Raw genomic sequence first — 18,944 nt, 5'->3', positions numbered from 1 at the left:
AAGGGTGTCCGTCCACCAGAGATACCGACGCTTGATTGAAGGTCGGACGGGATTGTAGTAGCATAACACTTTACCACTAAATCCTCATCGCGTCATTGCGAGGAACGAAGCAATCTCTACGTAAGCTAATCAATTATGCATCAGGCACGAGTATGCCCGGCTATGGCCTGCGCTGCATAGGACTTAGCCATCTATATATCAGGATATTTCTATAAATTCGTATCAATGGCAACTGCACCGAAAGCACATTTGGGATTATTTAGAACATTTGATTTATTAGATGAATTAATAAAAGATTACAATAAAGCCATGGAGTTATTAATGGCTGATCAAGAATCCCAATTTTTAAGGCGGGTTGCCGTTAGGAATACATTTAGTTTTGTCGAAGGGGTAATTCAAATCCTGAAATATGAAATCAAACGTAAATACCGCCTTGAGCAACCAACATATAAGTTAACTCCAAAAGAACGGGAAATTGTTTATGAAGAAAAAATCTCAGTAGGTGAAAGTAACATCCCTGTTTTTACACCCGTTGATAAAGGTTTTTTTAAGGTGTTTAAGTTAGCGGATAAAATATTAAATGAGCGTAATGCACCATTTGTTATCGAAAAAAGCGAAAAGGGAATAATATTTTCAGCTAAAAACACAAGAAACCGATTAACGCATCCAAGAAACTACTATGATATTGAAATAACTGATTATGAAATTTATAACATGATGTTGCTATTTGAGCTAACACGAAGTTCTTTTGAATTTATTTTTAATCCAAATGCAAGTGTACGTGTGCTGCTTACATCAACATCAAATCCATTTTAATATCCTACGTAGAGATTGCTTCGTTCCTCGCAATGACGCGTGGAGAGGATAGGTGGTTCCGATCTCCATATCATACACAAACTTCTTAGTTCACTTATAGCCGATTGCTAAATCAAATATCATTAAATAGCTTAGTTACATGCTATATCTAATGACAGACCAACCCACAACCTGCCCAATATGCGGAACTAGAACGGATATTATTGCCACCTTTTATCATACTAACGCACAGATGCAAATTAATGAATGTTTAAATGTCAATTGTAAATATGTATTTTTAGAGGTAGAAACCTAATACCATATTATGAAAGAAGGCCAAAGTTTATGGACTAAAGAAGAGTCAATTTTAGCCATAAACTTATATTGTAAAATCCCATTTGGTCAAATGCATTCGCGTAATAAAGATGTAATTGAACTCGCTATCCTGATTGACAGAAGCCCAAGCGCAATAGCCCGAAAATTAGGAAACTTTGCAAGTTTTGATCCTAAACTACAAGAACGAGGCGTTAAAGGATTAGAGAATACCAGCAAGTTAGATAAACAAGTTTGGCAGGAATTTATGCAAAATTGGGATGAGGAGTTTATTGAAGGAGAAAAGCTATTAGCGAAAAGGAAACATACCACAATTGAGCAATTAAACAATATCGACTTAGATAATTTAAAAGATGTAGAGGGCAAGGAGCGCGAAAGATTAGTTAGGATGCGGGTAAATCAATCGTTATTTAGAAAAATTGTATTAACAAATTATAATAACAAATGCTGTATAACCGGCATTGATGTACCCGAATTAATTGTAGCCAGCCACATATTACCGTGGAGCAAAGATGAGGGTAATCGCCTAAATCCTAAAAATGGATTAGCCTTAAATACTCTACACGATAAAGCTTTTGATTGCGGATTGATTACCATTACAGAAGATTTGAAAATCAAAATATCTTCTCGATTTTATAAAGCTAAAGATGTATTAAGCATCCAACAAAATTTTTTAGCTTATGATGGTCAATTGTTGATCGAACCGCAAAAGTTCTCTCCTGATATCTCGTTTTTGAAAATTCATAACGAAAGATTTAAAGCCTGAGTTCACTTATATCCGATTGACAAGCATTACCCACTAAGCTATCTTAGTGAATGGCAAATATTAAATTCTCTTATTTATACCGCGATGGCGGCAATTATAAGAAATATGGTTATGTGGTGTTGGATAATCCAGAAAACAAAAGCCTCGAACAATTAGCGGAATTAATTCGATCAAAATTAATTTACGGGGAATGGTTTTACGCCAACGAATGGCAACTACCCGATTTGTTTTTTAGTCATTTTGATCCGTACTATGACCCAACCTGGCATGAGTTTGAAAGTATCGAATACACTAACCAGCCGGTTAATTGTTCATCACCTATCGTGTAGAGATTGCCACGCTATCGCTCGCAATGACGCATGGAGAGTGGCATGAGCGATCTGGATGTCACCAATTCTGTTTCATCTTGTTTCACCACCTAAAAATCACCCATTTCACAATAATGTGATTACCAACAAATTAACTAACAATCACCCATAAAAATACTGACGAATAAGTTGTTACATTTTGTTACATCACTTTTTAGCAAATGATTGTATTTCAATTTGTTAAATCAAAATCTTGTTTCACTTGTTACATTTTGTTTCACTCTCGCGTGTAACAAAAACGACTAATCCGATAATCATTTAATCCGTTTAATCATGGTTCAGACAAGCCGCGTTAGCGATAGAAACGGATACCGGCCCTGCGCCTAAGGCCTCGCGGCGTATGAGTGGATAGCGCGGCCCCGATTTTAATCGGGGAACGCCCATATCATAAATCCCTTATAAAAAGCATCTCACTTAAATGGTGACACTATTTTGCCAGTGTATACGGTGTATATGGGTGTATACGCTACCGTATACACCTACACTTTGCCAACTTTACAGATTGCGCTAAAACTCAAAACTCACCACCCACCAATCAAAACTCAAAAAAGCATTACCATGACACTACTTCCGCCCGTTTTTGTAATTTTGTTAGCTATTTGCTATCATGACTATAACTAAAGAACAAGTACTGCAGGCGCTAAGCAATGTGGAAGAACCGGACCTGAAAAAAGACCTGGTTACCCTAAACATGATACAGGATATTGTGATTGACGGTAACCGGCTAAGTTTTTCGGTTATCTTGACCACGCCCGCCTGCCCCCTAAAGGCGTTAATTGAGAATGCCTGTCGCAATGCTATAGGCCACTTCATCAGCAAAGAAATTGAGGTTACGGTACACATGACCTCGCGCGTTACCACGCAGAAGAATACCGGCGTGCCGGGGGTGAAGAACATCATCGCCGTAGCATCGGGCAAGGGTGGGGTTGGTAAAAGCACCGTGGCGGTTAACCTGGCCCTGGGCCTGGCCAAAAGCGGCGCCAAAGTAGGGCTGATTGATGCTGATATTTACGGGCCGAGTATCCCCATTATGTTCGGCCTGGAGGGCGCACGCCCCAAAGCCAGCCAGGTAGATGGTAAAACCCGTATTGAGCCGATAGAGAAGTTCGGCATTAAGCTGCTATCTATAGGGTTCTTTACAGACCCGAATCAACCCGTGCCATGGCGCGGACCAATGGTATCAACCGCCGTTAAACAACTATTCAATGATGCCGACTGGGGCGAGCTGGACTACCTTGTAGTAGACCTTCCACCCGGTACCGGCGATATACATATTACCGTTACACAATCGTTCCCGGTTACGGGCGCGGTTATAGTTACCACTCCGCAGGCCGTTGCGTTGGCTGATGCTAAGAAAGGTATCGGTATGTTTTTAATGGAGTCGATAAACGTACCGCTGCTGGGTATTGTAGAGAACATGGCCTACTTTACCCCTGCGGAATTGCCGCATAATAAATATTACATCTTTGGGCAAGGCGGGGGCAAAAAGCTGGCAGAGCAGCTGGAAGTGCCGTTTTTAGGCGAGATACCCCTGATAAAAGGCATAAGCGATAGCGGCGACGCGGGCAGGCCTATCATCATATCCGAAGAAAATGAGCTGATGGTAAATGCCTTTACCGAGATGGCAAACCGGGTGGCGCAGCAGGTATCTATTAATAATGCGATGGTATTGAGCAAGAATATTATAAATAATTAATAACTTTACTTATAAATTAGTAAAAATGAGTTTATTAGAAAGGGTGGAAGCAGCGTTGGATTCGATAAGGCCGTATCTGGAAACAGATGGGGGCAATGTATCGGTGGAGGAGATCACTCCTGAAAATGTAGTGAGGATAAAGTTACTGGGTTCGTGCGGCTCATGCCCCATGAGCATCATGACCCTTAAAGCGGGCATTGAACAGGCCATACAAAAAGCTGTGCCCGAAATAACCGGCATAGAGGCCGTAAACCTAACAGATATTGACGACCCTAACGCGGTATTGCCAGAAAATTTGCGCTAAGCAATGTTAAGTATTGTTAAATTATAATTGACATACAGGCAATACTATGTTGTTTAAAAACTAAAAACTATTTTTACCCGTTGATAGTAATTATAGATAGAGAAGAAGCTTAACAGCACAATGAAATACCTGATTGGCATATTACTTTTATTTTGTACCATAAACACATTCGCACAAACCGCCGAGAAGCCATTGGTGCAGTTTACCGGTGTTACCCATAATGCCGATAGCGCCCGGGCTATTGTGCCCTATGTAAACGTTACCAATGTTACCACACACAAACAAGTTTATATAGCTAACTACGAGGGTTATTTCTCATTCGTGGCACATGAGCAGGATACTATACGCTTTAGCAGCGTGGGTTATAAACCGGTAACGGTGGTTATTCCGGCTAATGTGGTTAATAAAAGCTTGGTGATGGAGATAATGCTTAAACCACAGATAGTTAATCTGCCGGTTTTCCGGGTATTTCCATGGGCCACTACAGATGAGTTCAGGAAAGATTTCTTATCCATGAAAATTGCGGATGATGACCTGGAGATTGCCCGTAAAAATTTAAGCTCGGCATCTATTCATGCACTTGAGGCCTCTTTACCGCGCAGCGGGGCAGAGAGCTTTAGCGTAGAAGATATGCATAACAGCATTGTAAATTCGCACTCTATAACTAACCCGTTGTTGAATCCGTTTGCCTGGGGTAGTTTGATAAGAGAGATTACTGCCGGCGATAACTCGAAATAATTATCGCCCTTTTTTAGCAGCAGGGAATTTCATCTTGTATTCTACATCTACTATCCCTCTCGAGATATCGTTCAGCTTTTTTTCTAACAGGCGCCTGCGTAGCGGGCTAAGTTTATCAGTAAATAGCTTACCTTCTATATGGTCATACTCATGCTGGATAATGCGTGCGGCCATACCCGAAAAAGTTTCTTCATGGTGCTTCCAGTCTTCATCGTAGTAAGACATTTTTATTACAGGCTTGCGCGAAACATCTTCCCTTATATCAGGTATACTTAAGCAGCCCTCGTTAAACGTCCATTCTTCTCCGGTTTCTTCCAAAACACAGGCGTTGATGAATACCTTTTTAAAATTCTTTAGCGCCGGTTCTTCATCATCAAAAACAGAAGCATCAATTACAAACAAACGCATAGACAGGCCAACCTGCGGGGCAGCCAAACCAACGCCACGGGCAGCATACATGGTTTCGAACATATCATCAGCCAGTTGTTTTATATGCGGATATTCGGCAGGCTCGATAGAGGGTGCTTTTCTGCGCAGAACCGGGTCGCCATATGCTATTATTGGAAATTTCATGCTTACAAAAATACAGGTTTATTACTTAGGCTCAAATAGCAGGGTTATCATTTTACTTTCGTCGAATATTTCGTTGCTTATGGCTAACAATTCATCGGCAGTAACTTTGTTAATTTTTTCAAATATCTGCGGCAGCGTATCCACATAATTAAAGTCGATCAAACTTTTTGCCATAGATATAATCAGGCTCATGCGGTTCTCCTCGGCCAAAGCTATCTGCCCTATAAACTTTTGTTTGGTTTGATGCAGTTGCAGTGTACCCAGCCTTTGCTCACGTAGTTTCTTTAATTCTTTATGCACTAATCGGCTGGCTTTATCGGCCTTCTCTGTATCCGTACCGTAATAGATGGAAAAGATGCCGGTATCGGTTAGCGGGGTATAGTTAGATTCGATAGTATAGGCAATGCCGTGCTTTTCGCGTATCTCCAGGTTTAAGCGGTTGCTCATGCCCATGCCGCCTAATAAGTTATTTAATAGCATTAGCCCCGTTTTTTTATCGTGCGATGAAGCGTAGGCCTGGTTACCAATAATGCAATGCGTTTGCGATATAGGCTTGTGGACAATATGCTTACTACTTACATTATGAACGGGCGTTACCCTTATTTTTTTACTATGGTTTGGGGCGATGTTGCCAAAGTATTTATCAGTCAGTTTAATTACCTTCTTAAAATTATAATCGCCAAAAACAGCAAATACAATTTCATCTGTATTATAATTGGCAGTTATGAATTGCTTCATATCGTCCCTGCTTAATATACCCACCGTCTCGGTAGTGCCTAATACGTTTTTCCCTATGGGGTGATCTTTAAATAGTAGTTCCTCAAAATCATCCTGTATAGCTTCTTCGGGCAGATCGAGGTAGGAGGCTATCTCATCATGTATTACGCCACGTTCTTTTTCCAACTCATCTTCGGGGAAGGTAGAATGGAACACTATATCCTCAAACAAATCAATGGTGCGCTCTAAATAAGGGTTTAAAAGCGATGCGTGGATACAGGTATATTCTTTGGTGGTATAAGCGTTCAGGTCGGCACCTACCAGTTCCAGGCGGTTTAATATCTGGCTGGTGTTGCGGCGTTCGGTTTCTTTAAATAACAGGTGTTCAATAAAATGTGCCAGTCCCTCTTTATTATGCTGCTCATCGCGCGAGCCTGCATTAACCAACAGGCAGCAATGCGTTATTGCCGATGGCGCATATTTGTACATTATCCTGATGCCGTTGGATAGGGTGTAGAGCTGATAATCCATCATGAGCGGCAAAGATAGGGATTTATAGCACAGCTCACTATCGGTGTAAGCTACAATGACATTGCTTAAATAATTACTTTTATTACATTAGTAAAAAATTAAATAATGAGGATAGGAAAATACCCGGTAGCATCAATTGTGTTGCTGATTGTGTTTGGTGCAAGGTTGTTTCTAAAACTTGCTTTCCCTGATAAATACCTGGCGTACGACCCGGTATTTGATAAGATATTAATGGCCACGCTTATTATATTCACACTTTACTATATAAGGATATGGGTGGGTGCATGGTTAAATAACAGGCGCGAAGAAACTAATAATTGAAACGTCCGCCCGTCCATAACTGTTCGGCAACCAACCGGACGGACACTTATTAAATAACCGCAAACTTCCCGTATCATGAACATCAAGATTGCCGACCTGGAATTTGAACCGCTTATCTCGGGCGAGGCCATACAAACACGTACAAAAGAAATTGCCGCGCAGCTAAACGAGGAATATGCGGATAAGGCCCCCATATTTGTTGGTGTGCTAAACGGCTGCTTTATGTTTATGGCCGATTTGGTAAGGCAGATCAATATACCCTGCGAGGTGGCTTTTACCAAGCTATCATCCTATCACGGCGGCGTAACTACAACACGCCGCATACGTGATGATTTTGATTTGCTGGTTGATATTGTTAACCGCCATGTAGTACTGGTTGAAGACATTGTTGACACCGGTAACACGCTAAACTATTTAGTTGCCAAACTAAGCCACCGTAAACCGGCCTCCATAACCGTATGCGCCTTGCTGCTAAAGCCTGATGCTATTGAATACAGCATTAAAGAACTGAAGCATGTTGCCTTCCGGATACCTAATGAATTTGTGGTGGGCTATGGTTTGGATTATATGGAATTGGGCAGGAATTTGGATGGGATATATAAGAGGGTGGTGTAAATATATAAAATGAAGATTAAGAGCAAAACCGAATACTGTACAGCATGGTTAATAAAAGCGCTCCTAATCTTTTTATTATACTACAAATTTAGCTTTAACCATTATAAAAAACAAACCCCGGCTATAAAAGCCAGGGCCCATAAAAAACTATTTAGATATTATTTTAATTACTTTGCACGGCTTGCTTTTTCATCTGTTCATTAGCAACAATGGCTATTTCTACACGGCGATTTTGAGCGCGGCCCGCAATTGTACTATTATCTGCAATTGGCTCTGATTTACCTTTGCCTTGCGTAGTTAAACGCGTGCCATCAACTTGGTTTGATACAATAAATGACCTCACAGCTTCGGCTCTGCGAATAGACAGATCCATGTTATGCTCATCGGTACCGGTGTTATCTGTATGGCCAATTATAGTGATATTTGTTTGCGGATTGTTTTGCAGTGATGCCGATAGATTATGTAAGTTAGATTGGGCAGCCGGTTTTAAATCGGCCCTATCGCTGTCAAATAAAATACCCGAATCAAACTTTACAATAATGCCTTCGCCCTGGCGTATTACCGTTGCACCGGGTACAGTTTGTTTAAGTTCGGCAGCCTGTTTATCCATTTTATGGCCAATAAATGCTCCTGCCGTACCACCAACTGCACCACCAATTATAGCCCCTAATGCGGTATTACCAGCACTATGGCCAATAAATGCCCCTATTGTACCACCGGCGCCGGCACCAATTGCTGCTCCTTTTTGAGTTTTGGTTAATGAACTGCAACCTGCGCCAAAAATGCTTATTACTAATCCAACGGCTACTATCTTATTATTTATTGCTCGCATATTATTATAATGTAATTAATACAAGGCAAACCCAATGCCAATTAAGATATAATGCATAATAACACCTTACAAGCGAAAAATGCAAGCCCGATTAAGGCAGCGGATAGTAAAATTGAGCGCGGTTTACTGTCTTGTTTTTAGTGCAAAAGTGGTAATTAAAATACCCTTTTCCATGAAACAATGCGCCATACAACTTCTGCACTTAGCAGGGCAATAATGGCAAACACAGCAGGCTTAATGGTATCTGCTGATGATGAGAAAGCTCCACCCAGCGCAACAAAATATACGGTTGCCGGTAAAAGCAATAAAAAACATAATCCGGTTATGTTTAATGGTATTTTAAACGGCCGGGTAGTATATGGTTGGCTTATACGGAGTTTTATTAAGGCAATATATTCTAACGATAATCCGGCCCCATAAACGGTAACATCAATAATAAGCAGGTCTGCAAACGTCCACAATATCATCAGGCTTACAATAACAGAGCAAATGATAATAGAAATATATGGAGTTTGAAAACGAGAATGTAATTTATTTAGCCGGGCCGGTAAAAGGCCATCTTCTGCCATTACCTGCGGCACCCGCGATACCGATAGCAGCACAGCGGCATATATCCCCAAAGTACTTGCCATTCCGCCTAATGCAAGTAATACCCCCAGCCAATGCCCGCCAATTAATGTACCTAAAGCCGGGAAACCCTTATCAGTTAAAACAGCTGTATCTATACCTGACAGTTGCGCTATCCATATTACTAAAAAGTAAATTACAATAACCATTGCAAAAGCAATGAACATAGATACCAGGTAAGAGCGCACCGGTTTTTCAACCTCCTCTGCATAAGTAGTGGTATTGTCCCACCCCAGACAGTTCCACATAACGGTATAGAGCGCCATCCCCAATGATGGAAACGTTACTCCTTTTAATGAAGGCGCAATGATAGGTAAGCCACCGCTATGATGGTAAAAGGCCAAAACAAATAATATAATAAATGGAGCAAGTACCGCGGCACCTAAAAACAAAGAAACCCGGCCCACCGGTACAATACCAAATATATTTAACCCGGCTGATGCCCATATAATAACCAGGCAAACCGGCACTTTGTACACTATTAGTTCCGGAAAAAAGAATGATGCGTATTGTACAAACAAAACGGGGTAAATAGCCAGATCAACAAAGGTATATAGCCAGGTCCACCAACCTTCGTAAAATCCCCACCTTGTTCCTAATGCATATTTTACCCATTTATAATATCCGCCGGTTACGGGCATCATGCTATTAAGCTCCAATACTGTAAAAATTGCAGGCACATCCCACAATAAAGGGGTAATAAGTAACACTAATAAAGCTGCATGCTGCCCGGCATAAGTAAGCAGTGGTTCTAATCCGTATGGGCCACCAGATACTGTAAAAAATATAACGGACACCAACTGTACTGGTCGTATTTTTTTAAAATAAGATGTTGATACCATTGCCTATAAAAATATTGTTTTACCCGCGTATAATAAATAGCTAAGGTTTTTTAAAGTATTTAACGGCATAGTCGAGGCCCTTTTTAATCATTGGTTATTTCCGGATAATATTTGCAAGTTTACCTCTCTTGTGTAACACTTATATATAAATACACGTAAAAGGCATTGCCTGTGGTTTATGAATGTCTATGGAAAAAATATACGTGTTTTATTGTCAAAACCACTGAAATGGTTTTGTGTCCTGTTGATATTGTTAATATCGGCTCTCTCTTTCGCATATAATCACAAGTCTGTAACAGCGCCAATGGTTAAGGTTATACAACCCAAAACCGAATTACCTCCGCATAATCAACGTGTTTCCGGGTTAATAAAAAAACATATTGCGGCTTCATTACTGCCGGCGAATACCCCGCCCGATATAACCATGAATGTATGCGGTACCAGTGCAACATTAACACCAGTATTCCCCCCCTCGGGTACATATACTAATAGTACGCTAATCTGGAACAATGGGTCAACAGGATCAACGCTTAATGTTACCAGTTCAGGAACTTACTGGTGGCAGATAACCGGAACGAGCGTGGTAGCAAACGGTAATTTTTCTTCAACCAGCCCTACCGGTTTTACCAGTTCTTATACAAACACGACCACTAACACCCCCAACGGTTCTGAACTCTATATTGAGGGTAAATATGCGATAGGTGCAAATCCAAAATCCTATCATACTGCTTTTTCGCAGTTTGGCGACCATACAACCGGGAGCGGAAATATGTTAATTGTTAACGGCGCCTCAGCAGCAAATGTAACCGTATGGACACAAAATATCAACATTGTGGCCAATACAAATTATGTTTTTTCTGTTTGGGTAACATCCGCCACATCCAGTAACCCTGCAATATTGCAATTTTCTATTGACGGCACCCCATTGGGCACTGCAATAACCCCTTCGGCATCATTGGCTGATGGCACCTGGCAATATTTTACTACAACATGGAATTCAGGCGGCAATAGCGGGGGTCTTCCTATCGCACTTGTAAATCAAAATACATCAACCAGCGGCAACGATTTCGCGATCGATGATATTGTATTTGCTCCGGTTTACCGCCAAAATATTATTGTAAACCTTAACCCCATTCCGGTTTTGTCGGTAACCAGCCCGGCGGCACAGTGCGGTGGTACGTATGATCTTACCCAGGCCATAAATGGCTGGGACCCTACTACTTATACCTACAAGGACGGTAGCGGCAGCGTGCTTACCCGGCCAACTAACATTACTACGTCCGGAACGTATACCATCACCGAAACCAATAAGATAACGGGCTGCGTATCGGCCCCGCAAACGGTTACCATCACTATTAATCCTATTCCGGTTTTGTCGGTAACCAGCCCACCGGCCCAGTGCGGGGGTACGTATGACTTACATTCAGCCATTAACAGTCCCGACGCTACGGTAACCTATACCTACAGCAGCGGGGCGTCTTCGGTTAGCACGTCGGGCGCTTATATCATAACTGCAACAAAAAACGGGTGTTCAACCTCGGCTACGGTGAATGTCACTATTAATCCTTTGCCAATATTGGCGGTAACCAGCCCGACGGCACAGTGCGGCGGTACGTATGATCTTAAAAGCGCCATCACCAACTACAATAACTCCGGAGCGTACACCTACACCTACAAAAACGGCGCTACCACACTCGGGTCGTCGGTTGTAAGTGCATCAGGTACTTATACCATTGTTGAAACCAATAACTCAACCAACTGTCAATCCACTGCCCCGGTTACTGTCACCATTAATCCTATTCCGGTTTTAACGGTAACCAGCCCACCGGCACAATGCGGTGGTACATTCGACTTACATTCAGCCATTAACGGTCCTGACGCTACGGTAACCTATAGCTACAGCAGCGGCGGGTCTTCGGTTAGCACGTCGGGCGCTTATATCATAACTGCAACAAAAAACGGATGTTCAACCACCGCTACGGTGAATGTCACCATTAATCCTATTCCGGTTTTAACGGTAACCAGCCCACCGGCACAATGCGGCGGTACATTCGACTTAAATTCAGCCATTAACGGTCCTGACGCTACGGTAACCTATAGCTACAGCAGCGGCGGGTCTTCGGTTAGCACGTCGGGCGCTTATATCATAACTGCAACAAAAAACGGATGTTCAACCACCGCTACAGTGAATGTCACCATTGTCCCTTTACCTGTATTGGCATTAAATGGCCCGCATACGGCATGCGGAGCTTATGATCTTACCCAAACTATAGTGGGGGGGTATGACCCGACAACCTATACCTACATTTTTAAAGACCCATCGGGCAATGTAATAACCCTGGCCAACGCACAAGCCATAACACAAAGCGGTACTTACACTATAACAGAGCAAAATAAAAGCACAGGCTGTACATCACTGCCTCAGCCAACAACTGTAACTATTAGTCCAAACCCGCCAAAGCCGGGCATATTATAATCATAAGTATAACGCTAATTAAATTCGCTATATAAGTAACTCCTGTTAATCATTTGTTAACCAAACGGTTAATATTTGGCTTGCTTACTATCCCTTGTTTAATGATCAGCCTATTCATTATAAACAGATGTTAATAACTATTGTTAATTATTGTTTATATAAATCATTAATAATCAATAAAGTATGTTTAATTCGATTGGTTTACTTGTCATATTTTATTAAAATTATTTATCCTGCCAGGCTAATATTATTCAATAAAATGCAGCTTTTTTCAGTTTTTTTTTAACTCCCGTAACACTTATACATAAATACACGTAAAACGTGTTGCCTGTTAATTAAATACATGGTTGATTATGTGTGTGTTAATACTAACTAGTAAACTAAATTTATTGTGTGGCTTTCTCCTGTCGGGGATTGCTAAGATTTTTTTTGCCGGAATCTCTGTATCGCCTTCACCAAAAAACATTTCAGTTAGTCCCTATTTCATAACAAAGCAAAATAAAAGCACAGGCTGTACATCACCGCCTCAGCAAACAACTGTAACTATTAATTCAAACCCCGCAAAGCCGGGCATATCATAATCGTAAATAACGCACTAATTAAACCTACCCTAAAACTAATACAACATGAAAAAGCATTACTTAATCCTAAAATCAATATTGATATTATTGTTGGTTATTTTAACCAAAGTAGCATCAGCACAGGTAACAGCCGGCCCAAGCACTACTACCCCAATCCCTACAGTAACGGCCGATGCCGATAAATTTGTATGCTCTGGCACATCTATTTCTCTATCGGGCCCTGGAGATCCGGCTGCTGGCGGCGCAGCTTATACCAAGTATCATTGGTATAAAATTATTGGCGGAAGCACGCAGGAAGCAACCGCTCAAACCGGCATAAACTATTCAGAAGCATCCGGTGCACCTGGGTACTATGAGTACAGGTTAGTTACAGAAAATGCTAATGGTTGTTTATCCCCAATGTCTAATATGATTAAGGTATATGTACTTCCGCCGATTAATGCTGCGGTTACAGCTACCTTTACTACTTTATGCTCCGGAGTCGGAAGTACCGTGTTAACGGCAAATGTAACCGCGCCAACAGGGTATACACTTAATTATCAGTGGACACTGGGCGGAACGCCGATTAGCCCTGCTCAAACAGGCAATACTTTAACTGTATCGAGTCCAACAGTAGTGGTTAATACAACTCTAAACTATGCTGTAAATATATCATACGCCCTTAATAGCAGCTGTTCAGTAAGTCCTTCCCAAAGTATTTTAATAGTACCATTACCAGGACAGCCTGCCATTACCGTTAATTAAACCGTTAAAATACGGCTTACAAGGTAGGCTGTTATAACCATGAAGTATTTAAATAAGGCAATTGTGATGTGGGGGGTGTTGATCATTATAAGTGCAAAAGGGTATTCCCGAACTTTGGGAATACCCTCCTTGCCAACTTTTACGATCAACGAGGGGACGGCGATTGTCTTACATGGGGCCTCAGTTAATGCATTGGCCTATCAATGGCATAAAGACGGAACAGAAATAAATGGAGCAAAACAAAAAGTATACAGCAAATTAAACAGTTTGAATTTTGGAATATTCAAAATTAATAGGGGGCATTTATCTTAATGAAGCATCTGTGTAGAACAATAGTTTTTTGCGCATTGTTGATCATTACAAGCTTAGCGTACTCACAAACCTCGGGAAACCCGGGGGGGTATCCTTCTTATACGATCAACCAAGGGGCAACTATTGTTCTACACGCCAATGCAGACCGCGCATCGGCCTATCAATGGGATAAAGACGGAAACGAAATAGCTGGAGCAGTAAAAAAAGATTATACAGCAAATTCTGCGGGTTTATATAGTGTAGTTGCTCTTAATAATGCCGGTTGCCCATCTAATATGTCAAATGCAGTACGTGTTATTGTTAATTCGGTTGTAAAGCCCGATACAGCAGTTGATTTGCAGATTTCTATCCAATCAACTAACACCCATGTTCAGCTTGGTGATAGTTTTGATTATCTATTAACTGCTAATAACAATAGCCAAATTAATGGAACTAATGTAGAAGTAAGCTATATTATTCCGTCTAACTTGGTTTATGTACCACAAATAACCAGCAATGGTACAGTAACCTATGATATTACCACTCGTAAACTAACCTGGAGCATTAGTACGTTAGCAGAAAATGTTCCTACCAAATTAGTTATAACCGTTAAGGCTTTAACCCCGGGTGTGGTAAAAAGTACAGTTGATATTAAGGGGAAAGAGTTGGATCCTATAATGGCAAACAATATTGACCAAACCGTTCAGCAAGTTTATCCATTAGTAATACCAAATATATTTACTCCTAATGGCGATGGCGTGAATGATAAATTTGTAATACCCGGCTTAGAAACCTATTCTGATACCGAACTAACTATAATGAACAGATGGGGCAACACTATTTACCAAAAAACAAATTATCAAAACGACTGGGATGGCCAGGGAATGGTTGAGGGCACCTATTTCTATGTGCTTAAGGCAAAAAACAAGGCTGGCGTTTGGGATGTTTATAAGGGTTATATAACTCTTTTAAGAACAAGGATATGATGATGAAAAAAACACTGCTTCTATTTGTTTTAGCATTTTCATTTATTACAGCAAGTGCTCAGCAGGATGCGCAATTTAGCCAGTATATTTTTAATGGCTTGTACATTAATCCCGCTTATGCAGGTTACAAAAGTGATTTTTATGTTAATAGCTTTTTCCGCTCGCAATGGACCGGTTTGACAGGTGCGCCTACAACGGTTTCTATTGCTGCTGATGGTGCCGTAGCTAACGATAAGGTAGGGTTGGGGCTGTTATTGCAGCGTGATAATATAGGGGCACAAAGCAATGTTGCCGTTTATACCAACTATGCCTATCGTATACAAATAGGAGAAGATGAAAACTCCCGGCTGGCATTTGGATTAGGTCTCGGAATTATACAAGCTGGTCTTGACGGCAATAAATTAAACCCGGTACAAACCGGTGATAATTATATTCCTACCGGCTATCATAGCTTCCTGTCGCCCGATGCGCGGCTTGGTGTTTTATATACTAATGACAGTTATTTTATAGGGGCGTCGGTTGATAATCTGTTGCCGCAGTATACCATCAATTCCGCAAATGCCGTAGCATTGGGGGTGCCTATCCCAAAACCACATGAATATTTTACCATAGGTGCTCTTTTTGATCTAAATGAGCAAACAAAATTTAAACCATCCATTTTAATAAAAGATACCCAAACCGCACCAACCAGTATGGATATTAATGCCTTTTTATTATTAAATGAAAAGCTTTGGCTGGGTGCGACTTACAGAACAGGTATAACTATTTATAATAAGCCTAACCTTCCGTCGGGCCTGCCAAATTCAAGCGCGGCGGTAGCATTGGTAGAGTTTTTTGCTACAGAAAGTGTACGTATAGGTTATGCTTTTGATTATTCGCTTAATAAACTGGGCAGCTTAGGATACGGCTCGCATGAATTATCTATAGGCTTTCTTTTGAAAAACAGCGCAAGTTCACGTTCGCGGTTTAATGACCCTACGCGGAAGTGTTATTTTTAATAAAATTTTATAACAGTATAATATAACATCAAAAAAGAGCCCTAATATTAAAGGAGGATGTTTTACATAACTAATTCATTTGCTGTAATTGTGTTGTTCAATTGTATGTTAAAACTTTATCATGAAAGCAATACTTAAATATATAATAGCGTTGCTGGTAACTGTAGCCTGTGTTTATATTGCTTGTAAAAAGGGGCAATCGTCATCAACCACCTATTTTAATTCGCCTGATTTAAGTAAACAAATAGCCGTTGGCTTTTACAATTCATTATTAGGCCAGTACGGCGGCGCTAATATCAATGATGGAATAAATGCCCCTGGCAGCGGCAATCCTTTTTGTGGTTATACCGTTGATACGACCTATACTTACAACCAAACTGCAGGCGATACCGTTAGAAAATTTGTCAGTCACTTTAAATTTACTTATGGTTGTACCGCCAATGTAGTTGACAGTTATTTACTGGCTGACAGCATAACCAATGCAGAAACGGGGCCTTTATTTGCTAATGCTAGTATATTGACCCAAAATTATTTGGTAAAAGCACTTAACCAAACCAACAAAATATCTTCTGTAGAAGGTTCTATCAGCACATCGTTTCACACATCTGTACTTAATACATCACATGTTGTTACGCAGTACAATAACATAGATACCAAATATGTTTTAAGTGGTGTTAAAGTTGATATTAGCAGTGGTACTGCCGATATAATATCCGGTACAGCAATGTTTACGGCACAAGTAAAAAACCTTGACCCTACCACACCTTTTAGTGGTTATTCGAGTGTGTTTACAGGTACAATTACTTTTTTGAGTAACCATATAGCGCACCTTTCTATAAGTACCGGCAATCAAACTAAATTATATACCGTTAATCTGATTACAGCCGAGGTAACCGCAGGGTGATAAATATTTAATAACAAAAACCAGTCTCTGTAAAAGATGGCTGGCTTTTGTGTGTTTATTTACTTGTTATTAATTTAATGCAATATTTGTATAGCATCAACTTTGGTTGTTATGCTTGCTGTTTTAGCATGATATATACGGAACCAGTTAATTGCATTTAAATTAGGCGTACCGCCCGTTGTACCTGCAGAACTAAATGTTTTAACAATGTGGTTCCAGCCATTTACAACGGTGCCAATGCTCCAGTTATATTCATTTACATCAGGACCGCCACCGCTTCCAAGTTCAATTTGGTTTGAAGCACTAAACTTGGTAACATCAGATACATAGTACCAAAAATCAATAGAGCCATTGGCTGCGGTTGCTCCGGTATTAAAGGCAGAAAAAGTTTTTTTAAATTCATCTGTACCACTACCAACAGCCTGAAGCGAACCCGTTCCTTCCTTTTTATCGCTTGTATTAACGCTTAATGTATTTGCTGATAGCCATCCGGTTGTAGCATCGCAGTGGTCAAGATACCCTCCTAGCACATGCTGGGTAGGATGGCTCCATACTAATGGCGTTATACCTTTTATCATTTGGGCGCCATCATTTGCCAGGCGCAAATAAAAATCAGAAGAAACATGTGTACCATCCGCGTCAAGCGTTAAAAAATATTGATTGGTTGGTATCATGGAGACATCTTCTGCCGCTTTAGCAATGGCAGTACCCTCATCATACTCGTCAAACATCCCTACATAAACATTGGGTATTCCCTGGTTCCTGATGTTGGCGAACTGTTCCCATAAAAAATCACCGTGAAGCCTTGGTATCTGGTTGGGTGCACCGCCATTCCAGTTTGACCATGCAAAACCCGGAAATGCCTCGGCCTGATAATCCATGTTATTCGAGTTACAATAAGCAAAATCGGCCGTTAAGGTTGGCACATAACTATCTGCGCCTGCCACACCATTAAAACTACCTGTTGCCCATGGCATTACCATATTAGCAGCAGTAAATGCCGGCAAATTGGCTGTTTGGGTGCGCCAGTCTCTTGGGCCGCCTACAATTACATAACATCCCTGGGTTTTAAAATAGTTTATAACGTCTGTCCACGACGTAACATTACCGGGCCTGCCAGAAACACCAACGCCCCAGATGCATACCACAGGTTTGCCATTTTGTTTGGCATAAGCGGTAGACGATGTTAGGTTTAGCGTGCCAACAATATCATTGGTCCAATCTGTTTTTATTTCTGTTTGGAAGTTGGTCCAGCCGGATATATCGTACATCACATAAAACTTTCTTCCATAAGTTTGTGCGGCGTTCATTACCCTGGTAGCTATACCATCAAGCTGTGTATTTCCCTTGCCAAAACGTTGCAGGGCGGCACAATCAATGCCATATTGCTGCATCCACAAAAAATGAGTGTTAACAGTTTGAGCATCCCATGGCGAAAATAATTTAGCGGGTTGCCCGTTACCCAAAGCGGCATACCCGGTTTGGTAGGTGGTTGTATACTCCCTAACATCGGGCCAAAGTTCAAACGTTTGATGTGCGGGATATGGCGCTATTCCGCCGGCGTTACCAGCCCAATGAACCCAATGGTTATTTGGCGACCCGTCTCCGGTAGCCGAAAACCAACCTTGATAGCCTACAACTATTTTTCCTACAACATCACCTACCGGTGAAGCCACGAGGCTAATTCCGGTATTATTTGAAGTGTTTAGCTTTGTTCCATCAACGACGCTGTTTTTGAGTTCGTTTTTTGAACAACCAACAGCCAATCCCATTATTGCTGTTAAGCAGATTATGTTTACTTTTCTCATTTAATTAAGTTTAATAATAATTGATTAAATAAAATAAATTGATTAAATTTTTTGGATACAGGAATTCCTTTTTCCTTTTAAGGAGGAATTAAAATAAG

General features: G+C 40.9%; 19 protein-coding genes. 14 read left to right on the top strand and 5 right to left on the bottom strand.

The genetic code is table 11. The features are described from left to right. Window positions 1–225 precede the first annotated feature (225 nt). From JWR23_RS09605 to JWR23_RS09580, 6 genes are all read left to right on the top strand, one after another. Complete coding sequence (locus JWR23_RS09605; protein ID WP_299515633.1) at window positions 226–816, top strand: hypothetical protein; 591 nt, start codon at window positions 226–228, stop codon at window positions 814–816. Between the two features lie 304 nt (window positions 817–1,120). Next, window positions 1,121–1,894, top strand: coding sequence for an HNH endonuclease (locus tag JWR23_RS09600; RefSeq protein ID WP_299515632.1), 774 nt, complete (start codon window positions 1,121–1,123; stop codon window positions 1,892–1,894). Between the two features lie 50 nt (window positions 1,895–1,944). Beyond that, entirely contained in the window at window positions 1,945–2,223 is a 279-nt protein-coding gene (locus tag JWR23_RS09595) for a hypothetical protein (RefSeq protein WP_299515631.1), read from the top strand. A 646-nt stretch (window positions 2,224–2,869) separates the two neighbouring features. Further along, complete coding sequence (locus JWR23_RS09590) at window positions 2,870–3,958, top strand: Mrp/NBP35 family ATP-binding protein (protein WP_299515630.1); 1,089 nt, start codon at window positions 2,870–2,872, stop codon at window positions 3,956–3,958. Window positions 3,959–3,983: 25 nt separating this feature from the next. Then, window positions 3,984–4,262 carry a NifU family protein gene (locus tag JWR23_RS09585; RefSeq protein WP_299515629.1) on the top strand — a complete coding sequence of 93 codons (279 nt, stop codon included), beginning with the start codon at window positions 3,984–3,986 and terminating at the stop codon, window positions 4,260–4,262. A gap of 120 nt (window positions 4,263–4,382) precedes the next feature. After that, complete coding sequence (locus JWR23_RS09580) at window positions 4,383–5,000, top strand: hypothetical protein (RefSeq protein WP_299515628.1); 618 nt, start codon at window positions 4,383–4,385, stop codon at window positions 4,998–5,000. On the opposite strand, the gene def is transcribed toward JWR23_RS09580, so the two are convergent. Then, window positions 5,001–5,573, bottom strand: coding sequence for a peptide deformylase (def, locus tag JWR23_RS09575; protein ID WP_299515627.1), 573 nt, complete (start codon window positions 5,571–5,573; stop codon window positions 5,001–5,003). Window positions 5,574–5,594: 21 nt separating this feature from the next. Further along, entirely contained in the window at window positions 5,595–6,821 is a 1,227-nt protein-coding gene (locus tag JWR23_RS09570) for a pitrilysin family protein (protein ID WP_299515738.1), read from the bottom strand. A gap of 105 nt (window positions 6,822–6,926) precedes the next feature. Here JWR23_RS09570 and JWR23_RS09565 point away from each other — a divergent pair, with 105 nt between their 5' ends. Both JWR23_RS09565 and hpt read left to right on the top strand, forming a co-directional pair. Then, the gene (locus JWR23_RS09565; protein WP_299515626.1) at window positions 6,927–7,142 is read left to right on the top strand and encodes a hypothetical protein; all 216 of its coding nucleotides are present in this window, start codon (window positions 6,927–6,929) and stop codon (window positions 7,140–7,142) included. 75 nt (window positions 7,143–7,217) lie between these two features. After that, window positions 7,218–7,757 carry a hypoxanthine phosphoribosyltransferase gene (hpt, locus tag JWR23_RS09560; RefSeq protein ID WP_299515625.1) on the top strand — a complete coding sequence of 180 codons (540 nt, stop codon included), beginning with the start codon at window positions 7,218–7,220 and terminating at the stop codon, window positions 7,755–7,757. Between the two features lie 163 nt (window positions 7,758–7,920). Here the strand turns inward: hpt and JWR23_RS09555 are convergent, their stop codons facing one another. Both JWR23_RS09555 and JWR23_RS09550 read right to left on the bottom strand, forming a co-directional pair. Then, window positions 7,921–8,589, bottom strand: a complete 669-nt coding sequence (locus JWR23_RS09555) for an OmpA family protein (protein ID WP_299515623.1) — start codon at window positions 8,587–8,589, stop codon at window positions 7,921–7,923. 155 nt (window positions 8,590–8,744) lie between these two features. Beyond that, entirely contained in the window at window positions 8,745–10,058 is a 1,314-nt protein-coding gene (locus JWR23_RS09550) for an APC family permease (RefSeq protein WP_299515621.1), read from the bottom strand. A gap of 304 nt (window positions 10,059–10,362) precedes the next feature. On the opposite strand from JWR23_RS09550, the gene JWR23_RS09545 reads away from it, so the two are divergent. The 6 genes from JWR23_RS09545 to JWR23_RS09520 all read left to right on the top strand — a co-directional run bounded on the left by JWR23_RS09545 (window position 10,363) and on the right by JWR23_RS09520 (window position 17,038). Further along, the gene (locus JWR23_RS09545) at window positions 10,363–12,534 is read left to right on the top strand and encodes a hypothetical protein (RefSeq protein WP_299515619.1); all 2,172 of its coding nucleotides are present in this window, start codon (window positions 10,363–10,365) and stop codon (window positions 12,532–12,534) included. Between the two features lie 626 nt (window positions 12,535–13,160). Next, window positions 13,161–13,859: a hypothetical protein gene (locus JWR23_RS09540; RefSeq protein ID WP_299515618.1), complete on the top strand. Its 699-nt coding sequence runs from the start codon at window positions 13,161–13,163 to the stop codon at window positions 13,857–13,859. Window positions 13,860–13,898: 39 nt separating this feature from the next. Beyond that, window positions 13,899–14,171, top strand: a complete 273-nt coding sequence (locus JWR23_RS09535; protein WP_299515616.1) for a hypothetical protein — start codon at window positions 13,899–13,901, stop codon at window positions 14,169–14,171. Further along, window positions 14,171–15,136: a gliding motility-associated C-terminal domain-containing protein gene (locus JWR23_RS09530; RefSeq protein ID WP_299515614.1), complete on the top strand. Its 966-nt coding sequence runs from the start codon at window positions 14,171–14,173 to the stop codon at window positions 15,134–15,136. Before JWR23_RS09535 ends, JWR23_RS09530 begins: the two co-directional genes overlap by 1 nt. Further along, window positions 15,133–16,134 carry a type IX secretion system membrane protein PorP/SprF gene (locus tag JWR23_RS09525; protein WP_299515612.1) on the top strand — a complete coding sequence of 334 codons (1,002 nt, stop codon included), beginning with the start codon at window positions 15,133–15,135 and terminating at the stop codon, window positions 16,132–16,134. The genes JWR23_RS09530 and JWR23_RS09525 overlap by 4 nt, the downstream gene beginning before the upstream one ends. Before the next feature lie 121 nt (window positions 16,135–16,255). Beyond that, a complete protein-coding gene (locus tag JWR23_RS09520; protein WP_299515610.1) occupies window positions 16,256–17,038 on the top strand; it encodes a hypothetical protein in 783 nt (260 codons plus the stop codon). 74 nt (window positions 17,039–17,112) lie between these two features. Here JWR23_RS09520 and JWR23_RS09515 read toward each other — a convergent pair whose 3' ends face one another. After that, window positions 17,113–18,846: a glycoside hydrolase family 71/99-like protein gene (locus JWR23_RS09515; RefSeq protein WP_299515608.1), complete on the bottom strand. Its 1,734-nt coding sequence runs from the start codon at window positions 18,844–18,846 to the stop codon at window positions 17,113–17,115. Between the last annotated feature and the right edge of the window lie 98 nt (window positions 18,847–18,944).

The sequence above is a fragment of the Mucilaginibacter sp. genome (assembly GCF_028288205.1).
Classification (GTDB): Bacteria; Bacteroidota; Bacteroidia; order Sphingobacteriales; family Sphingobacteriaceae; genus Mucilaginibacter.
This window is presented reverse-complemented; position numbering and strand designations above follow the sequence as displayed.

What these genes read in the sequence shown, in the direction of transcription:
- JWR23_RS09565 (WP_299515626.1), top strand. Translation starts at nt 6,927, where the DNA reads ATGAGGATAGGAAAATACCCGGTAGCATCAATTGTGTTGCTGATTGTG.
- JWR23_RS09555 (WP_299515623.1), bottom strand. Translation starts at nt 8,589, where the DNA reads ATGCGAGCAATAAATAATAAGATAGTAGCCGTTGGATTAGTAATAAGC.
- JWR23_RS09580 (WP_299515628.1), top strand. Translation starts at nt 4,383, where the DNA reads ATGAAATACCTGATTGGCATATTACTTTTATTTTGTACCATAAACACA.
- JWR23_RS09525 (WP_299515612.1), top strand. Translation starts at nt 15,133, where the DNA reads ATGATGATGAAAAAAACACTGCTTCTATTTGTTTTAGCATTTTCATTT.
- JWR23_RS09600 (WP_299515632.1), top strand. Translation starts at nt 1,121, where the DNA reads ATGAAAGAAGGCCAAAGTTTATGGACTAAAGAAGAGTCAATTTTAGCC.
- JWR23_RS09605 (WP_299515633.1), top strand. Translation starts at nt 226, where the DNA reads ATGGCAACTGCACCGAAAGCACATTTGGGATTATTTAGAACATTTGAT.
- JWR23_RS09515 (WP_299515608.1), bottom strand. Translation starts at nt 18,846, where the DNA reads ATGAGAAAAGTAAACATAATCTGCTTAACAGCAATAATGGGATTGGCT.
- JWR23_RS09595 (WP_299515631.1), top strand. Translation starts at nt 1,945, where the DNA reads ATGGCAAATATTAAATTCTCTTATTTATACCGCGATGGCGGCAATTAT.
- JWR23_RS09535 (WP_299515616.1), top strand. Translation starts at nt 13,899, where the DNA reads ATGAAGTATTTAAATAAGGCAATTGTGATGTGGGGGGTGTTGATCATT.
- JWR23_RS09550 (WP_299515621.1), bottom strand. Translation starts at nt 10,058, where the DNA reads ATGGTATCAACATCTTATTTTAAAAAAATACGACCAGTACAGTTGGTG.
- hpt (WP_299515625.1), top strand. Translation starts at nt 7,218, where the DNA reads ATGAACATCAAGATTGCCGACCTGGAATTTGAACCGCTTATCTCGGGC.
- JWR23_RS09585 (WP_299515629.1), top strand. Translation starts at nt 3,984, where the DNA reads ATGAGTTTATTAGAAAGGGTGGAAGCAGCGTTGGATTCGATAAGGCCG.
- JWR23_RS09570 (WP_299515738.1), bottom strand. Translation starts at nt 6,821, where the DNA reads ATGGATTATCAGCTCTACACCCTATCCAACGGCATCAGGATAATGTAC.
- JWR23_RS09545 (WP_299515619.1), top strand. Translation starts at nt 10,363, where the DNA reads ATGGTTAAGGTTATACAACCCAAAACCGAATTACCTCCGCATAATCAA.
- def (WP_299515627.1), bottom strand. Translation starts at nt 5,573, where the DNA reads ATGAAATTTCCAATAATAGCATATGGCGACCCGGTTCTGCGCAGAAAA.
- JWR23_RS09590 (WP_299515630.1), top strand. Translation starts at nt 2,870, where the DNA reads ATGACTATAACTAAAGAACAAGTACTGCAGGCGCTAAGCAATGTGGAA.
- JWR23_RS09520 (WP_299515610.1), top strand. Translation starts at nt 16,256, where the DNA reads ATGAAAGCAATACTTAAATATATAATAGCGTTGCTGGTAACTGTAGCC.
- JWR23_RS09540 (WP_299515618.1), top strand. Translation starts at nt 13,161, where the DNA reads ATGAAAAAGCATTACTTAATCCTAAAATCAATATTGATATTATTGTTG.
- JWR23_RS09530 (WP_299515614.1), top strand. Translation starts at nt 14,171, where the DNA reads ATGAAGCATCTGTGTAGAACAATAGTTTTTTGCGCATTGTTGATCATT.